This is a genomic window from Psychrobacter sp. AT9 (assembly GCF_047272965.1).
Taxonomy (GTDB): Bacteria; Pseudomonadota; Gammaproteobacteria; order Pseudomonadales; family Moraxellaceae; genus Psychrobacter; species Psychrobacter glaciei.
This window is the reverse complement of sequence record NZ_JBKOTW010000001.1, coordinates 3,241,121-3,257,994: the sequence shown is the minus strand read 5'-3', so window position 1 is coordinate 3,257,994 and position 16,874 is coordinate 3,241,121. Positions and strand designations below refer to the sequence as shown.

Annotated in this window: 16 protein-coding genes and 2 tRNA genes; 10 read left to right on the top strand and 8 right to left on the bottom strand. The window is 41.8% G+C overall.

The window, feature by feature from the left end:
• The first annotated feature begins 15 nt into the window (after positions 1-15).
• From ACMFL8_RS13670 to ACMFL8_RS13655, 4 genes are all read left to right on the top strand, one after another.
• Positions 16-1,209 carry a homoserine kinase gene (locus ACMFL8_RS13670; protein WP_413191287.1) on the top strand — a complete coding sequence of 398 codons (1,194 nt, stop codon included), beginning with the start codon at positions 16-18 and terminating at the stop codon, positions 1,207-1,209.
• 60 nt (positions 1,210-1,269) lie between these two features.
• Positions 1,270-1,602 (top strand): hypothetical protein, encoded by a 333-nt coding sequence (locus ACMFL8_RS13665; protein ID WP_227676228.1) that lies wholly within the window; start codon positions 1,270-1,272, stop codon positions 1,600-1,602.
• Positions 1,603-2,526 (top strand): class II glutamine amidotransferase, encoded by a 924-nt coding sequence (locus ACMFL8_RS13660; protein WP_189586999.1) that lies wholly within the window; start codon positions 1,603-1,605, stop codon positions 2,524-2,526.
• Between the two features lie 129 nt (positions 2,527-2,655).
• Positions 2,656-3,087 (top strand): hypothetical protein, encoded by a 432-nt coding sequence (locus ACMFL8_RS13655; RefSeq protein ID WP_413191286.1) that lies wholly within the window; start codon positions 2,656-2,658, stop codon positions 3,085-3,087.
• Here the strand turns inward: ACMFL8_RS13655 and ACMFL8_RS13650 are convergent.
• Complete coding sequence (locus ACMFL8_RS13650) at positions 3,084-3,638, bottom strand: YchJ family protein (protein WP_413191285.1); 555 nt, start codon at positions 3,636-3,638, stop codon at positions 3,084-3,086. The genes ACMFL8_RS13655 and ACMFL8_RS13650 overlap by 4 nt on opposite strands.
• 44 nt (positions 3,639-3,682) lie before the next feature.
• Positions 3,683-4,399 (bottom strand): metal-dependent hydrolase, encoded by a 717-nt coding sequence (locus ACMFL8_RS13645; protein WP_189585836.1) that lies wholly within the window; start codon positions 4,397-4,399, stop codon positions 3,683-3,685.
• Positions 4,400-4,512: 113 nt separating this feature from the next.
• Between ACMFL8_RS13645 and ACMFL8_RS13640 the strand changes: the two genes are divergently transcribed.
• The 3 genes from ACMFL8_RS13640 (at position 4,513) to ACMFL8_RS13630 (ending at position 10,452) form a co-directional block, all read left to right on the top strand.
• Positions 4,513-5,553, top strand: a complete 1,041-nt coding sequence (locus tag ACMFL8_RS13640; RefSeq protein ID WP_413191284.1) for a DUF3025 domain-containing protein — start codon at positions 4,513-4,515, stop codon at positions 5,551-5,553.
• Positions 5,554-5,841: 288 nt separating this feature from the next.
• Positions 5,842-8,670, top strand: coding sequence for an aconitate hydratase AcnA (gene acnA / locus ACMFL8_RS13635; RefSeq protein ID WP_413191283.1), 2,829 nt, complete (start codon positions 5,842-5,844; stop codon positions 8,668-8,670).
• A gap of 447 nt (positions 8,671-9,117) precedes the next feature.
• Entirely contained in the window at positions 9,118-10,452 is a 1,335-nt protein-coding gene (locus ACMFL8_RS13630) for a hypothetical protein (protein WP_413191282.1), read from the top strand.
• A gap of 140 nt (positions 10,453-10,592) precedes the next feature.
• On the opposite strand, the gene ACMFL8_RS13625 is transcribed toward ACMFL8_RS13630, so the two are convergent.
• Positions 10,593-11,246, bottom strand: coding sequence for a LysE family translocator (locus tag ACMFL8_RS13625; RefSeq protein WP_413191281.1), 654 nt, complete (start codon positions 11,244-11,246; stop codon positions 10,593-10,595).
• 284 nt (positions 11,247-11,530) lie between these two features.
• Here ACMFL8_RS13625 and ACMFL8_RS13620 point away from each other — a divergent pair, with 284 nt between their 5' ends.
• The 3 genes from ACMFL8_RS13620 to ACMFL8_RS13610 all read left to right on the top strand — a co-directional run bounded on the left by ACMFL8_RS13620 (position 11,531) and on the right by ACMFL8_RS13610 (position 13,724).
• A complete protein-coding gene (locus ACMFL8_RS13620; protein WP_413191280.1) occupies positions 11,531-11,830 on the top strand; it encodes a hypothetical protein in 300 nt (99 codons plus the stop codon).
• A 9-nt stretch (positions 11,831-11,839) separates the two neighbouring features.
• Positions 11,840-12,460, top strand: a complete 621-nt coding sequence (locus tag ACMFL8_RS13615; RefSeq protein WP_413191279.1) for a hypothetical protein — start codon at positions 11,840-11,842, stop codon at positions 12,458-12,460.
• A gap of 355 nt (positions 12,461-12,815) precedes the next feature.
• Positions 12,816-13,724: a DMT family transporter gene (locus tag ACMFL8_RS13610; protein ID WP_194620957.1), complete on the top strand. Its 909-nt coding sequence runs from the start codon at positions 12,816-12,818 to the stop codon at positions 13,722-13,724.
• 211 nt (positions 13,725-13,935) lie between these two features.
• On the opposite strand, the gene ACMFL8_RS13605 is transcribed toward ACMFL8_RS13610, so the two are convergent.
• The 5 genes from ACMFL8_RS13605 to gltX form a co-directional block, all read right to left on the bottom strand.
• Positions 13,936-14,011, bottom strand: a tRNA-Glu gene (locus ACMFL8_RS13605).
• A 157-nt stretch (positions 14,012-14,168) separates the two neighbouring features.
• A tRNA-Ala gene (locus tag ACMFL8_RS13600) sits at positions 14,169-14,244 on the bottom strand.
• A 122-nt stretch (positions 14,245-14,366) separates the two neighbouring features.
• Positions 14,367-14,732: a hypothetical protein gene (locus tag ACMFL8_RS13595; protein ID WP_010200541.1), complete on the bottom strand. Its 366-nt coding sequence runs from the start codon at positions 14,730-14,732 to the stop codon at positions 14,367-14,369.
• A 109-nt stretch (positions 14,733-14,841) separates the two neighbouring features.
• Positions 14,842-15,159, bottom strand: a complete 318-nt coding sequence (locus ACMFL8_RS13590; protein WP_413191278.1) for a hypothetical protein — start codon at positions 15,157-15,159, stop codon at positions 14,842-14,844.
• A 103-nt stretch (positions 15,160-15,262) separates the two neighbouring features.
• Positions 15,263-16,801 (bottom strand): glutamate--tRNA ligase, encoded by a 1,539-nt coding sequence (gltX, locus tag ACMFL8_RS13585; RefSeq protein WP_413191277.1) that lies wholly within the window; start codon positions 16,799-16,801, stop codon positions 15,263-15,265.
• Between the last annotated feature and the right edge of the window lie 73 nt (positions 16,802-16,874).

Here is a 16,874-nt window from a genome sequence, read left to right as displayed (position 1 = left end):
CAAAAGTGAGATGTCATGTCCGTCTATACCCAGTTAACCAATGATCAGTTTGCCGCCTTTTGTCAACGCTTTGGCGTCTTGTTTGCACGCGCCATTCCGATTACCCAAGGGATAAAAAACTCTAACTGGTTTATTCAGACGACTGATGATGTAGATGGTGCGCACTCTTATGTATTTACCTTATTCGAAGAGCGCCCACCAGAAGACATCGAAAAAATGGCGGTTATCTTAAACCAATTAGACGGTAAGTTGCCGGTCGCTGCGCCATTGGCATTGATTGATGATGAAGGACTAGACAGTGATAAAAATAGTGGTGATAAACGCTATGTTATCCATTACGACGATAAAGCCATTACCCTAGTTCCGTGCTTATCGGGCGCGCATCCACAGCAAACCACGCAAGCGATGTGTCATGAAATCGGTGCTGCTTTAGCGATGCTGCATGAGACCTTGCAGGCGTTGCAACCTGCTGAGGAATATGGCGTACCTTTGTATCCATGGTCAGAAGTTCGCGACCGTGAAATGCAGTTTATGCCCGGTGACGAAGCCAAGCTCATGAGTGATATTTGGCAATCTTATACAGATTTGCCGCTTGCCACTTTGCCAAAAGGCTTGTGTCATTTAGACATGTTTGCTGATAATACCTTGTGGAACTTATCGTTAAATAATAGCCAAAAAGGTGAAGAGCGCTTAACGGGATTGCTAGACTTTACCGAAGTCAGCGTCGAGCATTATGTGATGGATATTGCCATTACGATTAATGATTTTTGCACCACGTGGGGCGATGCCGAGCAAGGCGAGTCAGTGAATTTTGACCGCAATAAAATGGCGGCATTTTTACAAGGCTATGAGTCAAAACGTCCACTTGGAAACGATGAAAAACGTGCGTTATCGGTTATGCTGGCAAAAGCGGCCGTTATTTTTTGGCTGTTACGTCTCAATGTTATCCATTATAACCGTACCGAAGGTCGTACTGGCGATAATATCATGGTCAAAAACCCTGACTTGATGAAACGCCTTGCTGCTTATCATTGGGCTCATGTAGAAAAACCGCAAAATAATACAGTATTTGTGCTTTTGGGGAATAAAGTAGACAATCAAGTAGTCGGTGTCTTTAGCAACATCATGCAAGCCGAGCAAGCACGTGAAAAATTGAGCAATAGTAGTGAGTTTGCAATCAAAGAATATACGCTAGATCAATTATCGTAAACATTGCTTACGCATTTATTTTAGTACCAATTTTAGTACCGAAACCTTAGAGGCGACCCCATGACCGATCAAGTTGATAACTGGCACAAACTGGCACGCTACGACACCAATATGCAAGGCGAGCTGCATGCCAATCTGCTACGCAACAATGGCATCACCGTGTCCTTGCAACCGCTAAGTGCCATTCCAGGGATGAATTCTGGTGTCGTCCTGTGGGTAGAAAACACGGATTTGGCACAAGCCCAGCGTATCCTAGATGGTGTTGAAAGCGACGACAATACTGGAGCGGATTTATTGGCTAGTATGAGTGATATAGAACTTGGTATTGTGTCAGGTAATCCGGTCAATCATGACGCAGCAGATAACCAATTTAATAAAGGCGGTAACGCATAAATGTGTCAACTCCTAGGAATGAACTGTAATACCCCGACGGATATTGGTTTTAGCTTTGCTGGCTTTCGCAAGCGCGGCGGCATGACGGACAGTCATGAAGATGGCTTTGGCATTGCGTTTTTTGAGCGTAGCGAGTGTGCCAATGATGACAGCTCTAAGCGTGATGAGTCGGCAAATGCCTCAACGGGACTGCGCTTGTTCCATGACAATCGCCCAAGCCATCTGTCACCAGTCGCCGATCTGGTCAATAACTATCCAATCAAAGCCATGAACGTCATTGCGCATATTCGTAAAGCGACTCAAGGGCAGAATTGCTTGGCGAATACCCATCCATTCGTCCGTGAAGTCTGGGGCGAGCAGTGGGTATTTGCGCATAATGGACAGATGAATAGTGAATTTATCAAACGCTGTCAGCGCTTGCAAGACAACGGTAACGCCTCACATTGCCAGCCAGTAGGCAATACTGACTCTGAAATGGCATTTTGCTATTTAGTTAATCGTCTAAAAAGTAGCTTTAAGTCGCGTCCCGATGATCAAACGCTGTTTAATTTTTTGACCACCCAATGTCGTTATTTATCCGCCAACGGTCTATTTAATTGTCTAATATCGAATGGTCGATGGCAATTGGCTTATGCCGGTAGCTTATTGTTTTATCTCACGCGCCAAGCACCTTTTGGGGAAGCCAAACTGTCAGATGATGACTTGGCAATTAACTTTGGTGATGTGACGACTGATCAGGATAAAGTCACTATTTTAGTGACCGTTCCACTCACTGAAAATGAAAAATGGCAACAGCTGGCGGTCAATGAATGTCTCATCTTCCAAGACGGCGAGATTCTGTTTAAAGACAGCCCAAGCCAGCGTAAGTTTTTGACGATTGAGGAAGGTATTGCGGTGGCACGGGCAGTTGGAGCGAGTGTTTAGAAATGATATTTGGCAATCCTGAAGAATTTGCTTTGTATGTTGATATCGTTGACGAATAGTACAACCGTTATAATAAATTAGAAAGTGTAAGCGATATTTAAGTCTTTTCATGCTTCATGAGGCATCTTAATGATTGATTTTTTTGTAAAGGAAGCTATCAACGATGAAGAGGCTAGTTTATTGCTACAGCAAGTTTTTAGCTTAGCAGAAAATAAGGTTGTCATATTAAGCTTGCAAGAGATAGAAAATTTAGGAAAAAAACTTCCAAAATTTTGCGAATGTCTCGGAGTAAAGAGTCTTATAGAAGGTGATGCTTGTACGCTATTACAGATTCACCGAATTGAAATTCCACTTGATATTTTTTTGAAAAGACTCCAATATTTTTGCAAGACCGAATCTATAACCTGCTATGTGCCCTCTGAAAATATTTATACTAGTAGTTACTACAACTATTACAAAATTATGCCAGATTGCGAAATGATTGAAGTATCTGAATGGCTTAAAGACGACAATGAAAATAATGAGCAAATATATTTTCATAATAAGCTAATGAAAAACTAACCCAAATAACCCCCGCAACACCTCTTAAACTTCTCTCCAGAGCCGCAAATACACGGCTGCTTTTGGCTGACAGTCATCTCGACCGTCGGGTCTAAAAAATACCAACGCTCATCATTATTGATTTTGTCTGTCACCTTCACAAAGGCAGACAACTCATGATGTGCTTGCAAATCCTCATTTGTCTTGAAATAAGCCTTAAACTCAACCTGCGCATGGCGTTTACCGAGCTTTGGTGTATGCGCTACGATTTCTAATCCTGCCCAATCTGTCTCTTTTGCCCAAGACTCAATCGCCTGAATATCTAGCAAGTTTTGCTGCGTGGGTAGCGAGGTCTTGACGATATATTCTGGTTTAATCAAGACAAACGCACTATAACGCGACCGCATGAGACGCTCAGCAGAGCCCGCTTTTACGCCATCTGTCTTATCAGCTTCTTCACTCAATAAGCCGTCATGATAAGGCTGACAGCAATCTTTATAAAGTAGCGGTGAGCTTATAACGTTTGAGGATGGGTTAATTTGGCAAGGGCAGGTTTGTAGGGAAATCGACATTATTTACTCGAGTTAGTATTCATTTTTTAACAGTTTTATAAATTTTAATTTAGCCAGTTCTTTATCAATTCTGGCCATAGACCGATTTTCAGCTTTGCCCAAGGTGCTGGGTCACGTAGTTGCTGCCAAAATTCATCGAAAGGTGGCGCAAAGTAGATCAAGAGTGCAAGGATGACGTACAGCAGCAGATACCACCATTTATCTTTATGCTGATAAAACTTCATCGCCGTACCCGATGAGCGTTTCATTTTCATATTTGATAAATTAACGCTATATAGCTCATCTAATGCCAAATGTACCATTGCGCCACTGAATAAAAACAAACCGTAAAACCAGCTGGCCGTCAGTGGAAGTTGTAGCACGCTGTAGCTTAGGTAGGTTAGCCCCAGACCCAGTATCGCCATATAGGGTACAGAATGCATGACGCCGCGATGTACGGTCATGGTGGTAAAGATATGAAAAACCACGTAACGCATAAAACCGTAGCCAGCTAGCCATAATGCTATTAGCGCCAATAAGCTCAGATCACTACGCCAATGCATCACCAGACCAAAGGCAAAGATAAACGAGGTAATATTAAAACCCAGCTTAATCGGTGTCGAATTATCAGAATCCAAATCAGGCAGCAGACCACCGATGGTACCGAGCGCCACACACATCAAAAACCCTGAATCATCAATCAATCCCGCTTTGTAAACCGTCAAACTCAGCGTGCCACTGGCCATGAATGCGACATTTAGGTGGGTATTAAAATTTGCCATAAAGATTTGCCATAAAATATCGCTAAAAAGGGTGCTTAAAGCTGCCTATCTCGCAGCAAAAAAGCGCTCTATGATACCATAGACAAGCCCTACGTCTAATAGAGATCCGCCCCATGACCATCATTGACTTATCCACCACACTCCATTCTGATGTACCTATTAAAAGCCTGTCTACACGCGACGGCAGTCTTGATAAAAGCTTTGCTGAGATTGATTGGCAAGCGCCGTGGTTGGCTCATTTACACCAGTTGGACCATATCAGTAACGCCATCGCTCAGCTCAGTGGGGCAAATGCTGAATGCTTTGACAATGCTGAAGGCTCTCATAAGGCTGAAGGCTCTAATGAAGCTAAACCAAAGAGTCGGCCTGACGTGATCGCTAAGGTTTTAAACGAAGCGTTAAACCAGCAATGTGACCATTTACAAAGCCAATTACCTACCATCAAGCCCACCCAAAATAATCAAGCGCATACGCTAAACTTTGTCTCACAGCATGCGTTGCCAGAAGGCGAAGCGTACGAAAGCTTTATCGCCACGACAGGCAATATCCCGACGCGTGACAACTTGCATGATTTATTCAACGGTAGTATTTGGCTGACCTTTCCAAAAACCAAAGCACTGCTCAATTATTATCATATGGCGGAGATTGCCCATCAGGGAATTGGCGCTAGCCGAGGACGCGTCCGCGATACCATCACCGTATTTGATGAAAATGGGGCAGTGCTAGTGACGTCTGAGCCATTTATTGGCGAGGCGCTGATTGATTTTGACTGGCAAGCAAGTTTAGTAGAGTCACGTAATAGCTGGGACAATCCACAGCAACTGAATAGTCAGTCTCAGGCTGCGGTTTATGTTTTTGGTCATGCACTGCTGGAGCAATTAATACGACCGCGCAAACCTTTATGCGCGCACAGTATCGTTATCCATGTTTCGCAGGATTTTTTTAGTTTATCGTTGTCTGCGCGCATGGTCTATCTGGACAGCAAAATTGCTCAATATATGGATAAATTGTTGTCACAAGATAACGTCACACCGCGTCAGCTTGCCCCCTTACCTATTTTGGGCGTGCCGCATTTTTGGGCAGAAAATGCCGATATGAGCTTTTATGACGACCCTTATGTGTTCCGTCATGGTCGCCGCAAAAGCAAAAAGTGAAAAATCATTGAACACCTTATTTATAAACCGCTAAGCTGCTGTTGCGTTTACGATTGTGCCACGATTTGACTACGTCTAGGCGTTAACAAAGCGCTCTAGATTTGTTATGGTAAAGGAGAGTCGTTATGAACGACGCAGGGTCTAATGATTTTTCTTCGAAATTCCAACTATGAAAATACAAAATTCATTTAAGCCTTTTTCAAACGAACACCTTTATAGTAAATCCATCTAGCCACCAGTTATAACAATAAATTCATAACAATCTACCCAGTAGATAAGGAAGCTACCATGAGTGATATCTTTGACGTAAAAGACACCCTGTCGGTCGATGGCAAGGAACATGCCTACTACAGTCTGCCTGAGCTGACCAAAACCTATAGCAATATCAGTAAGCTGCCATATTGCATGAAAGTCGTATTAGAAAACTTACTGCGTAATGAAGACGACGGTCAATCTGTGGGTAAAAACCACATCGAAGCGGTTGCCAATTGGGACGCAGGTGCTGAAGCTTCAAAAGAAATTGCCTTTATGCCTGCTCGCGTCGTCTTGCAGGATTTCACTGGTGTGCCTTCAGTAGTCGATTTGGCAGCCATGCGTGATGCGGTGGTTGAGCTGGGCGGTAAAGCCGAGCAAATTAACCCGTTTATCCCTAGTGAATTGGTCGTCGATCATTCCGTACAAGTCGATGCTTATGGTCGCGAAGATGCGCTAGATTTGAACGAAAAGATCGAATTTAAGCGCAATAATGAGCGCTATGAGTTCTTGCATTGGGGTCGTAACGCCTTTGAAAACTTCGTTGTCGTACCACCAGCGACTGGTATTGTCCATCAAGTCAACCTTGAGTACTTAGCACGTGTGGTAATGGCTGCTGATGTCAATGGTGAGCTTACTGCGTATCCTGATACGGTGTTTGGTACTGACAGTCATACTACGATGATTAATGGTATTGGTGTGCTTGGTTGGGGCGTGGGCGGTATCGAAGCAGAAGCTGCCATGCTTGGTCAACCATCATCGATGCTGATTCCACAAGTCGTTGGTTTTGAGATGACGGGCAAGTTAACCGAAGGCGTCACCGCTACGGATTTGGTATTGCGTGTGGTTGAGATGCTACGTGCCCATGGCGTGGTTGGTAAGTTCGTTGAATTCTACGGTGAAGGCCTACACAGTATGCCGCTCGCCGATCGTGCGACGATTGCCAATATGTCACCAGAATATGGCGCAACTTGTGGTATTTTCCCAATTGACCAAATGGCGATTGATTATCTGCGTCTATCAGGCCGCGACGAAGAGCAAATCGAGTTGGTTGAAAAATATGCTAAAGCACAAGGCATGTGGCACGATGCCGATACTCCGGCAGCGACCTATTCAAGTAGCTTGCAGTTAGATTTATCCTCAGTACAGCCAGCGCTGGCTGGTCCTAACTTGCCACAACAGCGTATCAACTTATCTGATATGCATGAAAAATTTGGCGAAACCTTAGAAAAAATGACCAAAGATCGCAAGTCAGAAGTCGATGGTAAAGTACGCTTTGACCAAGAAGGCGGTGAGCAAGAGCAAGCCGAGGCCTTGGCAGCGCAGCCAAAGGTCAATAATAATCAAAATGATGGGTATCAGCCTGCCAATGGGGTTTTCTCTACTGTTAAGATTGATGAGACAGACCACAAGTTGCGTGATGGCTCAGTCGTTATCGCAGCGATTACCTCTTGTACCAACACCTCAAACCCTGCGGTGATGATTGGTGCAGGTTTGGTTGCCAAAAAAGCCGCTGCCAAAGGTCTCAAAGCTAAGCCTTGGGTAAAAACCTCACTAGCACCTGGTTCTAAAGTCGTCACTGATTACCTAGAAAAAACCAAGCTAATGGATGAGCTAGAAAAAACAGGCTTTTACTTAGTCGGTTATGGTTGTACGACTTGTATCGGTAACTCAGGGCCGCTGCTCGAATCTATCGAGAAAGGTATTGAAGAAAATGACTTAGTCGCTGCGGCTGTACTGTCTGGTAACCGTAACTTTGAAGGTCGTATCCACTCGCATGTCAAAGCAAGCTATTTGGCTTCACCCCCGTTAGTTGTCGCTTATGCACTCGCTGGTACGGTCGATATCGATATGACCACCCATCCGCTAGGTCAAGACCAAGATGGCAATGATGTGTTCCTAAAAGACATCTGGCCAACATCAGAAGAGATCAATGAGCTGATTGCCAATAATATCGACGCTGAAATGTTCCGCAAAAACTATGGCGAAGTGTTTGACGGTAGTGCTGCTTGGAACGCCATTAGCTCAGCCGATAGCCAGCTGTATCCATGGGATGAAGGCTCGACATATATTAAGAACCCACCGTTCTTTGATGGTATGACCATGGAACCAGACGGTATCCGTGATATCGAAGGCGCACGCATCTTAGGTCTGTTCGGTGATTCAATCACGACCGATCATATCTCGCCCGCTGGTAATATCGATCCTGACTCGCCTGCAGGCAAATATTTGCAAGAGCGTGGCGTCATGCAAGCCGACTTCAACAGCTATGGCTCACGCCGTGGTAATGATGCGGTCATGACCCGTGGTACTTTCGCTAATATTCGTATCAAGAACACGATGATGGGCGGTAAAGAAGGCGGCTATACGTATTACTTCAAAGGCGACAGCGCCACGCTACAAGACGGTGAAGAAATGGCCGTCTATGATGCCGCGATGAAGTATAAAGAAGACAAGCGTCCCTTAGTCGTCCTTGGCGGCGCGGAGTATGGTTCTGGCTCTAGCCGTGACTGGGCAGCCAAAGGTACTATTTTGCTCGGCGTAAAAGCGGTACTGACCAGCTCGTTTGAACGTATTCACCGCTCAAACCTAGTCGGAATGGGCGTGTTGCCATTGACCTTTAAAGAAGGTGAAAACGCTGAGACTTACAAGCTCGATGGTTCAGAAGTGATCAGCATTAGTGGTCTCGATAATGGTGAAAGCAAAACCGCCAAAGTCACCGCTACTCGTGCTGATGGATCAGCAGAAACCTTTGAGGTAAACGTCGGTCTACAAACGCCAAAAGAGCGTGAGTATGTACGTCATGGCGGCGTGCTGCACTATGTACTGCGTCAATTGGCGGCTGAGAGCAAAGAAGCAGGCTAATAGGTAGTTAAAGGCAATTAAAAAAAGCCCAGTCGCAATGATTGGGCTTTTTTATTTGTTGTTTAAAATAAGTAGTATGATCTATAGTGGGCTATATGCAAAAAATTGATAAAATATTGTAAGTGGAAACTATGTGTACTATCTCTAGTTAGATTTTATTATATTTTAACTAGGGCGTGTCCTCATTTTAAAAATGGTGATAAAAATGAGATAAATTGCAGTCAAACAAGGAAGATAGCGCAGATAATATCGGGATATTAACCAGCTATTTAACGATGTTTGGCAAAATTTAGCCATTTTTAGCCCGTTTAGATATGATCAATTGAATTGAGGACACGCCCTAGATATATTATATGATTTAACCTTTATAACTAAATTATAAGTTGTACAAAAGCCCATTATTTTGAGTTATAGTAAGTTTTATAATTCTTCTTGGTGACATAAGTTATGCCTATTAAAACTGTTGTAAGCTACAAAAATGCTTGGAAACTGTTTTTAGATTCATATCCTAAAGAGTATCAAGAAATCTTACAATCTATATCCACTGATGGGTGGAAGGGTATAGAGCAAATAATAGATGACTATCAGCAATCTAGCTTCCTTGTTAAGGCTAGAATGATAAGTAAGGCTAGACTAAGTAATTTAAGTAGTAAAAAGTATAAAGGATTCATTGATAGTTTAAGAAAATTATCTTGGACAGAGAGTGAGGAGCATGAGTTTCTAGTAATATCTAAAAGCAATGTCTACATCTGTCTCCCTAATGATATTAATTTGAATCCTAATGTATACAAATGGTTGTTCGATGACGTGGAAAAGATAATAGCAAATAATAATTTAGCTTTTCCTATATTAATTACAGATTCTAAAAATAATTTAGAAAGTTTAACTAGTTTACAGTCAATTAATAAAAATTATCCTTTCTTAGTTTTATATGTTACAGGTAATGATGACGATGAGTTATCTGTAATAGAACTAGAACAAACAGAAATATTGAAAGATAAGATTATCTTAGATAAATTTATAGAGTTTCCACCTCAGTATTATCAAGCAGGACTTGGTATATTGAATTATTTTAGTCAGTATCTACATAAGAACTATCCTGATGAAAATGCTACAGTTAAGATCGAACAAAATGGTCAATCCATAAGATTAATAGTTATATCAGAAGATGGTAATACAGATGTGATTGAGAGGGCGCTTACTGAGTATGAGATGATTGTAACAGGTAATGGAAATCCAGAAGACTTTACGGAAGACAAAGGATTAATCTTAGAGCTAAAGAGTGAACTAAGAATGTCTCAGGTGAGAATTGAAACACAACAGGATATTATTGGTTATTTAAAAACTGATAAGAACTACCTCTCAGAATTATTAGAAAAAGCCTTAAAGCAAGAAAAGTATACTACCATCGAGATAAATCCTAGTTTTCGGAATAACTTATCAGTTGTTACTAACAATGTAGTTAATGAAGCTCTTCCACTAGTTGAACAGTTAAAGTATATACTTCCTGATAAAAATGACTCTCACGCTGAACTTGAAAGTTTACAAGCTTCCTTAAGAGAAGTTATAGATGAAAAAGATCCTGAAAAACTAAAAAATTCAAAGTCAATGGAGAAATTCAGGAAGTTTATTGAAAAAGTGAATGAAGGTAACGATAATGTTAGTGAAGCAGTTAAAACCTCAGAAAGTGCAATTGAGACTTTTATGAAACTAGCAGGAAAATATAATAAGATTGCTGAATGGTGCGGTATGCCAGTCGTTCCTTCAGTTTTTACTAAATAATTTCACAAATCTAGTTTTTTTTATTAGTCAATCAGTAAAGTGCGCCTTCGACTTGCGCACTTATTCTGTCTAATTTATAAATAAGTCTATACTGTAAAAACTCGAGGTAACAGACTGAATATTCTGAATACCTATTCTGCTCAACCCTGCTCAGTCAACAATTTAATTCCCAGCCCGATAAACACCACACCACTGATTCTATTTAACATCGTTTCAATAGAGGGGTTTTCCCGTAGGCGTGTGCTAAATCGTGCAGCTAATAAGGCCAAACACAAGCACCAAACAAAACCAGTCACAGCAAAAGTCAGTCCCAACATCAAAAATGACAGCATGCCATAAGCGTAACTAGCGTCGATAAACTGAGGGAAAAATGCCAAGAAGAACAAGGCGACCTTTGGATTAAACACATTGGTTAATACGCCTTGCTTATAGATTTGCCAGCCGTCGACATCCTTTTGATTAGTAACGTGCTGATCGTTGGATAAACTGTTCGCTATTGAGTTCGAGCTTTTGCTCAGCAGCATCTTTAGACCCAAATAGCACAAGTAACTGGCACCAATATATTTGACGAGCATAAATGCTGTAGGAGAGTTGGCAAGCAATACTGATAACCCGAGCGCCGCCAATAACGTATGTACCAAAATACCTGAGGTGATGCCCAACACCGAATAAAACCCTGCTGTTTGACCTTGCGCCATACTACGGGTAATGATGTACATGCTATCGGTGCCGGGTGTTAGGTTTAATAAAATGGCAGCAGCGATAAATCCTAGATAATTTTCAATACCAAACATAGCCAAATATTTCCTGTGATAGCCCTAGAAATCCCTACGTTATAGAGTGTTTATATATTTTATAAGTTTTTATAGGATAGATAGTAGTGAGCATTGTAAGAGTTGGCAATAGAGTAAATCACCCAATAAGTACCCATATTAAAAATCATAAGGTATGTTGTGCTTTCAGCCTTCATAAAAATTGATAAAACGTAAATTTCTTATGTAAATCGCCCATACAGTAATATAAATTCTGATAATATGTCTAAACTAAATAAGATATTTGTTTGCTATAGGAGCTTGAAATGACCCGACTAACTGGTACTCTTGCTTTATCTATTTTTGCGATGATTATTGGAATGAATGCGGCGCACGCCGAGAGAGTCTGTAAAGTAACGGACCCGACTGGCACTCCGTTAAATATTCGCGACCAACCTAATGGTAAGGTCATTAATAAACTACGTAATGAGCGCGAAGTTTATATCACAGAAACGACTTATGATGATAGAAGCCGTCCGTGGGTATATTTAGAAGGATATTATAAGGGAGAATACAGACACTGGGGCTGGGCGATTAGAGAATTCGTTTCTTGCTACGATCGTTAGTAGGGTGGTTTGTCAGTTTTGGATAAGAATAGAGTGATAAATAAAAGTGCTTTAATATTTGTTATGTTCTTTTTAGTTTGCTCGTGCAGTAGTGATATCACCATACAAAATACAGATACTCAATATAGTGATACGCAAACTCAGCAAGTACAAACAGCAGATACAAGAGAGATAGAAATTGGTAGAGCTTTTAGTCTAGATCAGATTAAAAGCATCTCATTATTCGACAGTGAGTTAAACAAACTTTATGACGTTGAGTGTGGCGATTTTTTTACTGTAGAAGATGGTGGAGAAGAAGCAGTCTATCAGTATGGCAATATGACAGTTGATATCAAGGGTGATCAGGGTGCTATCATGCGAGTCATTGGCATTCCTGACGGCCTTCACATTAAATATAATGAGCTATTGATCGATAATAACTTTAATCCCAAAAGCTTAAGCCTTAAACAATTTGAAATTCATGAAAATAAGGCGACTGTCTCAGATAATATCGTTGGCATTGAGTCCACTGATATAAAAACATTCTATGACACTGAGTATTTAATTCGCGAAAAGACTAGCGATGAATTGCTGTACCTAAGCTTCTTAGGCAATAAATTAGTGGCTATTAGAGTTCTAGTGCAGTGTTGATCTATAAGGAAACAGTATAAAAAATACGAAATATTTTTAGGCTGGTTCCTGTTCAGCTTTCGTAAGTTTAATGAGCAAAAACACCGCTCCTCCATCAAATCCTATTATGTCCGATATCCGCAAAATCAACCTCGCTCAAACCAAGTTATCTCAATCATTACAAACCCGCGCTACATTCAAATTTTCTTATTGCCAAAACTCAAGAAGTCTTACTTATTTCTTGATATCTATCCTGCAAAAACACATAAAAACAGCATCTCTGAAGCCATTAAAAAGTTATGATCACAATATTTTTTATGACTTAACCAACCCATCTAACACCGCTAAATAAATAGCCAGCCAAATTGAGTACACCATGACCAGACGCGACCTTATTACCTTTTTCGCACTTTCCTTTATGTGGTCGCTCTCATTCATATTTTATCGGGTGGGTGTTCCTGAGTTTGGCTCGTTGGCATTTGCTAGCTTACGCGTGGTATTTGCTGGCTTAACCATGCTTATTTTTGTGTTAATCAGCGCAAAAAATCGCAAAGGTATTAAAGAAAGCTACAAAATGCTGACCGTCGTTGGTTTGTTCTCCGCTGCGATTCCCTTTGTGCTATTTTCCTTTTCAGCGCAGACCGTAAACGCTGGGGTATTGGCAGTGCTCAATGCTTCTGTGCCAATGATGAGCGGTTTTATTGCCAGTACGTTTTTTAAAGAAAGACTGACTAAGCGCCAAACGCTAGGGTTGGTGATTGGCCTTGTTGGGGTGATTATTTTGATGAGTGAGAACTTGTTTGGTGCGCAAGGGCAGGGCTTGGGGACGGATTTAGGCTCAGCGTTGTTACCGATGGGTTATGCGCTATTTGCCTGTGTTGGCTATGCGATAGGGGCGAACATCACCAGAAACTATCTGTACGACATCTCACCGATTGCTATTACGGCAGGCTCACTAATCATCGCAAGCGTGGTGATGATGCCAATTGCTGTATATAAATTCCCTTATGGCGCAAGTATTAGCCTGCAAGCTTGGGTATCGGTAATTTGTATTGGGGTGTTTTCGACCGCCATTGCGCTTATCTTTATGAACCAGTTGATTAAAAATATTGGCCCGATGCGTGCGACCAGTATTACGCTGGTTATTCCCATTTTTGCGATATTTTTTGGTTATGTCCTGCTTGGTGAAGCATTGGATATCGGCGCTATCATTGGCTCAGTCGTGATTTTGTTTGGCACTTATTTATCATTGAACTTGTCGTTAAAAGGCTTGGTCAAGTCGTAAACGACTTTATCGGACAGGCTAGAAGTTTGTCCGATAGAGTCTCAAGCGGTGATTGAGCGTTGAAGTGAGTTGCAGTAAGCCATTATAAAAATAACAGACATAAAAAATCCCAGTCACCGTATGATGACTGGGATTTTTCATTGTTCGCTTATTAGTCTAACCTGATGCTTAAAGGTGCTAAGCAAAAGTGCTAACAAGTGACGCCGTATAGTGGCGTCCCCAGGGGGATTCGAACCCCCGTTACCGCCGTGAAAGGGCGGTGTCCTAGGCCTCTAGACGATGGGGACGCATAGAGTGTTATAACCAGTGGTTACAACGGTACTTCACAATATCAGAGCGCTTATCTATTAATAATAGAGCAAGCCTTGCCTAGGTGCTGATATCGTCCTACTAGCGAGTATTTATTCTAAAGTGTCAGTAAACTGAGCTTTGTTTTAAATAGTATGGTGGAGCTAAACGGAGTCGAACCGTTGACCCCTTGCATGCCATGCAAGTGCTCTACCAACTGAGCTATAGCCCCTCGCTAAGAGTGTGCGTATTTTAGGTAACAGCAGCCTTCTTGTCAACCACTATTTTAAAAATAATGCATAAATATGCGAAAAAACGTGGTTAAAGCGATTTTAGCTGCTTAACAAGCCCAAATTAGCGTGGATTTTGCTTGAGAGCGATCTCTTTGATGGCTTTATCGGTAAAGAATTCTTCTTCGGTGCCATCTGAAAAAATAATTGCACTGCATTCTGTGGGGATATATTGTCCACCTTTTTGTTGTACTGTGCTGATTCCTTTAAAGCCAACGATGTCAGATTTTTTTAATCGATCGACATTATGATTGGTATAACCACAGTAAGTGGTGTATATCCACTTTAAGTCATCAAAGTCCTGACCCTTTGTCAGGGTAAGTTTTGCATCATAAAGCTCTTTTACGATGGCATCATAGTATTTCTGCGCTTCTTTGAGCGTGTTAAAGACATAATCTTTGCTTTCTATCGTAACGGTTTTGGCAGCCATATTTAGTTCCAATCGATAATTTTAAGTCAATATTAGTGCTAAGACAGGACTATTCAGTGATAACCCTACTATGCTAATAATCTCCTACAACTTATTTGCTCTACATTTTCTAGAAATCAGCTTGCTCTTCAAAAAAATAGCAAAATGACCAATGTAATGTTTTACCGCTTCTAGAACGTTCCTGAGTAACCTTAACAATATTTTTTGTTTCGATGTTTTGGTAAGTTAAATTAGAGCCTCTATCAATGTCACATTGATTGTCATTTCTCTCATCAATATTTCTTTTTTCTTTGATAAGCTCCCATTTTTCAGAATTTTTGAACCTGTTATTTAACTGTGTACCGTTAGTTTTTACTGGAATGAGACCATAGTTCCTACCTCTAAAGGTATCAATGTATTTATCAAATCTACAATATTCTTCTTCCATATAATATCATCCTATATTTTTAGGAATTATTTTTAATCTAAAAATAACGTGGGATTTATTTTCGTAAACCCACGTCACAATTTGATTTATCTTGAAATTCTAACTATTTTTCACCTAAAAAATCTGGCAACTCTGCTGCTTGTTTCTCTAGTTTTTTGAGTTTCTTTTTACCTAAGCCGCCTAGCACGTCAACCGCATGACGCAAGCGTGTCAGGGTCATGTCAGCACCGATAATTGCCATAGAGTTCATGACGGGCGTTGATGACGTACTACCAGCGATAGCGATAAAGAACGGTGCCATAAAATCACGCATTTTAATATCAAGATGTGCGGCAAGGCCTTTTAGCGTGGCGTAGATGTTTTCTTCTGACCAAGTAGGTAAGACTTCTAGCTGCCATAATGACAGCTGTAGCATCTCGATGATTTGCTCAGGTGTGAGCGACTTATGCGTAAAGCTTTCGGCATTAATATCAGGCAAGTTTTGGAAATAGAAGCCGCTCCAATTGACCGCGTCAGATAGCAATTCGATACGTGGCTGAATAGCTGCTGCGATAGCGGTTAGCTTGTCACTGTTGCTTGCCCATTCAAGGATTTTATTTTTGAGTTCTTCTGGCGTGAGTGCGCGTAGCCATTCAGCATTGAGCCAGTTGAGTTTTTCGACATCGAAAATAGGGCCACCAAGCGACACACGTTGAATATCAAAGCTGGCAATCATTTCTTCTAAGGTAAACTGCTCCGCTTCGTCAGGCATCGAGTAGCCCATACGACCGAGGTAGTTTAGCAATGCTTCAGGTAGCACACCCGCATCACGATAATAGGTGATAGACGTTGGATTTTTACGCTTAGACAGTTTTGATTTGTCTGGGTTACGCAGTAATGGCATGTGGCAAAGAACAGGCATCTCCCAACCAAAATACTCATAAAGCAACTGATGCTTAGGCGCAGAATTCAACCATTCTTCACCACGCATCACATGACTGATATCCATCAAATGGTCGTCGACGACATTGGCTAGATGATACGTTGGCATGCCATCGGTTTTTAGCAGCACTTGCATATCGACCTGCGTCCAAGGAATCTCAACGGTGCCGCGTAGCATGTCTTGCACTTGACAGACGCCTTCGGTAGGCACGCGCATACGGATGACGTGCGGTTTGCCCTCAGCGACCAATTGCTCGGTTTTTTCTGCGGCTAAATGCGCACAGCGACCGTCGTAACGTGGGGTTTCGCCATTGGCCATTTGCTCAGCACGCATGGCATCTAGCTCTTCACTGGTACAAAAACAGCGAAACGCATGATCTTTTTCTATGAGTATCTCGGCGTGTTTGGTATAGATGTCGCTACGCTCGCTCTGACGATAAGGCGCATGTGGGCCACCAATATCTGGGCCTTCTGCCCAATCAAGTCCCACCCAACGTAAGGCGTCCAAAATCATTTGCTCTGATTGCTCGGTTGAGCGCGTCTGATCGGTGTCTTCAATACGTAAAATAAATTCGCCGCCATGGGCTTTAGCAAAAGCCAAATTGAATAGCGCAATATAAGCGGTGCCTACGTGTGGAAAGCCAGTTGGTGAGGGTGCGATACGAGTGCGCACAGGGCGTGTTGATGCTTGGGTTGGTTTTTGGGTCGATGTTTGCGTCATAGGAATCTCAGAATGTTGTTGTTAATAAAATAAGGCAGTGAAAGAGAGTAAGGACAAATATGAATCAAAAGTT

What these genes read in the sequence shown, in the direction of transcription:
- ACMFL8_RS13625 (WP_413191281.1), bottom strand. Translation starts at nt 11,246, where the DNA reads ATGTTTGGTATTGAAAATTATCTAGGATTTATCGCTGCTGCCATTTTA.
- ACMFL8_RS13650 (WP_413191285.1), bottom strand. Translation starts at nt 3,638, where the DNA reads ATGTCGATTTCCCTACAAACCTGCCCTTGCCAAATTAACCCATCCTCA.
- ACMFL8_RS13610 (WP_194620957.1), top strand. Translation starts at nt 12,816, where the DNA reads ATGACCAGACGCGACCTTATTACCTTTTTCGCACTTTCCTTTATGTGG.
- acnA (WP_413191283.1), top strand. Translation starts at nt 5,842, where the DNA reads ATGAGTGATATCTTTGACGTAAAAGACACCCTGTCGGTCGATGGCAAG.
- ACMFL8_RS13630 (WP_413191282.1), top strand. Translation starts at nt 9,118, where the DNA reads ATGCCTATTAAAACTGTTGTAAGCTACAAAAATGCTTGGAAACTGTTT.
- ACMFL8_RS13645 (WP_189585836.1), bottom strand. Translation starts at nt 4,399, where the DNA reads ATGGCAAATTTTAATACCCACCTAAATGTCGCATTCATGGCCAGTGGC.
- ACMFL8_RS13595 (WP_010200541.1), bottom strand. Translation starts at nt 14,732, where the DNA reads ATGGCTGCCAAAACCGTTACGATAGAAAGCAAAGATTATGTCTTTAAC.
- ACMFL8_RS13665 (WP_227676228.1), top strand. Translation starts at nt 1,270, where the DNA reads ATGACCGATCAAGTTGATAACTGGCACAAACTGGCACGCTACGACACC.
- ACMFL8_RS13655 (WP_413191286.1), top strand. Translation starts at nt 2,656, where the DNA reads ATGATTGATTTTTTTGTAAAGGAAGCTATCAACGATGAAGAGGCTAGT.
- gltX (WP_413191277.1), bottom strand. Translation starts at nt 16,801, where the DNA reads ATGACGCAAACATCGACCCAAAAACCAACCCAAGCATCAACACGCCCT.
- ACMFL8_RS13620 (WP_413191280.1), top strand. Translation starts at nt 11,531, where the DNA reads ATGACCCGACTAACTGGTACTCTTGCTTTATCTATTTTTGCGATGATT.
- ACMFL8_RS13670 (WP_413191287.1), top strand. Translation starts at nt 16, where the DNA reads ATGTCCGTCTATACCCAGTTAACCAATGATCAGTTTGCCGCCTTTTGT.
- ACMFL8_RS13590 (WP_413191278.1), bottom strand. Translation starts at nt 15,159, where the DNA reads ATGGAAGAAGAATATTGTAGATTTGATAAATACATTGATACCTTTAGA.
- ACMFL8_RS13640 (WP_413191284.1), top strand. Translation starts at nt 4,513, where the DNA reads ATGACCATCATTGACTTATCCACCACACTCCATTCTGATGTACCTATT.
- ACMFL8_RS13660 (WP_189586999.1), top strand. Translation starts at nt 1,603, where the DNA reads ATGTGTCAACTCCTAGGAATGAACTGTAATACCCCGACGGATATTGGT.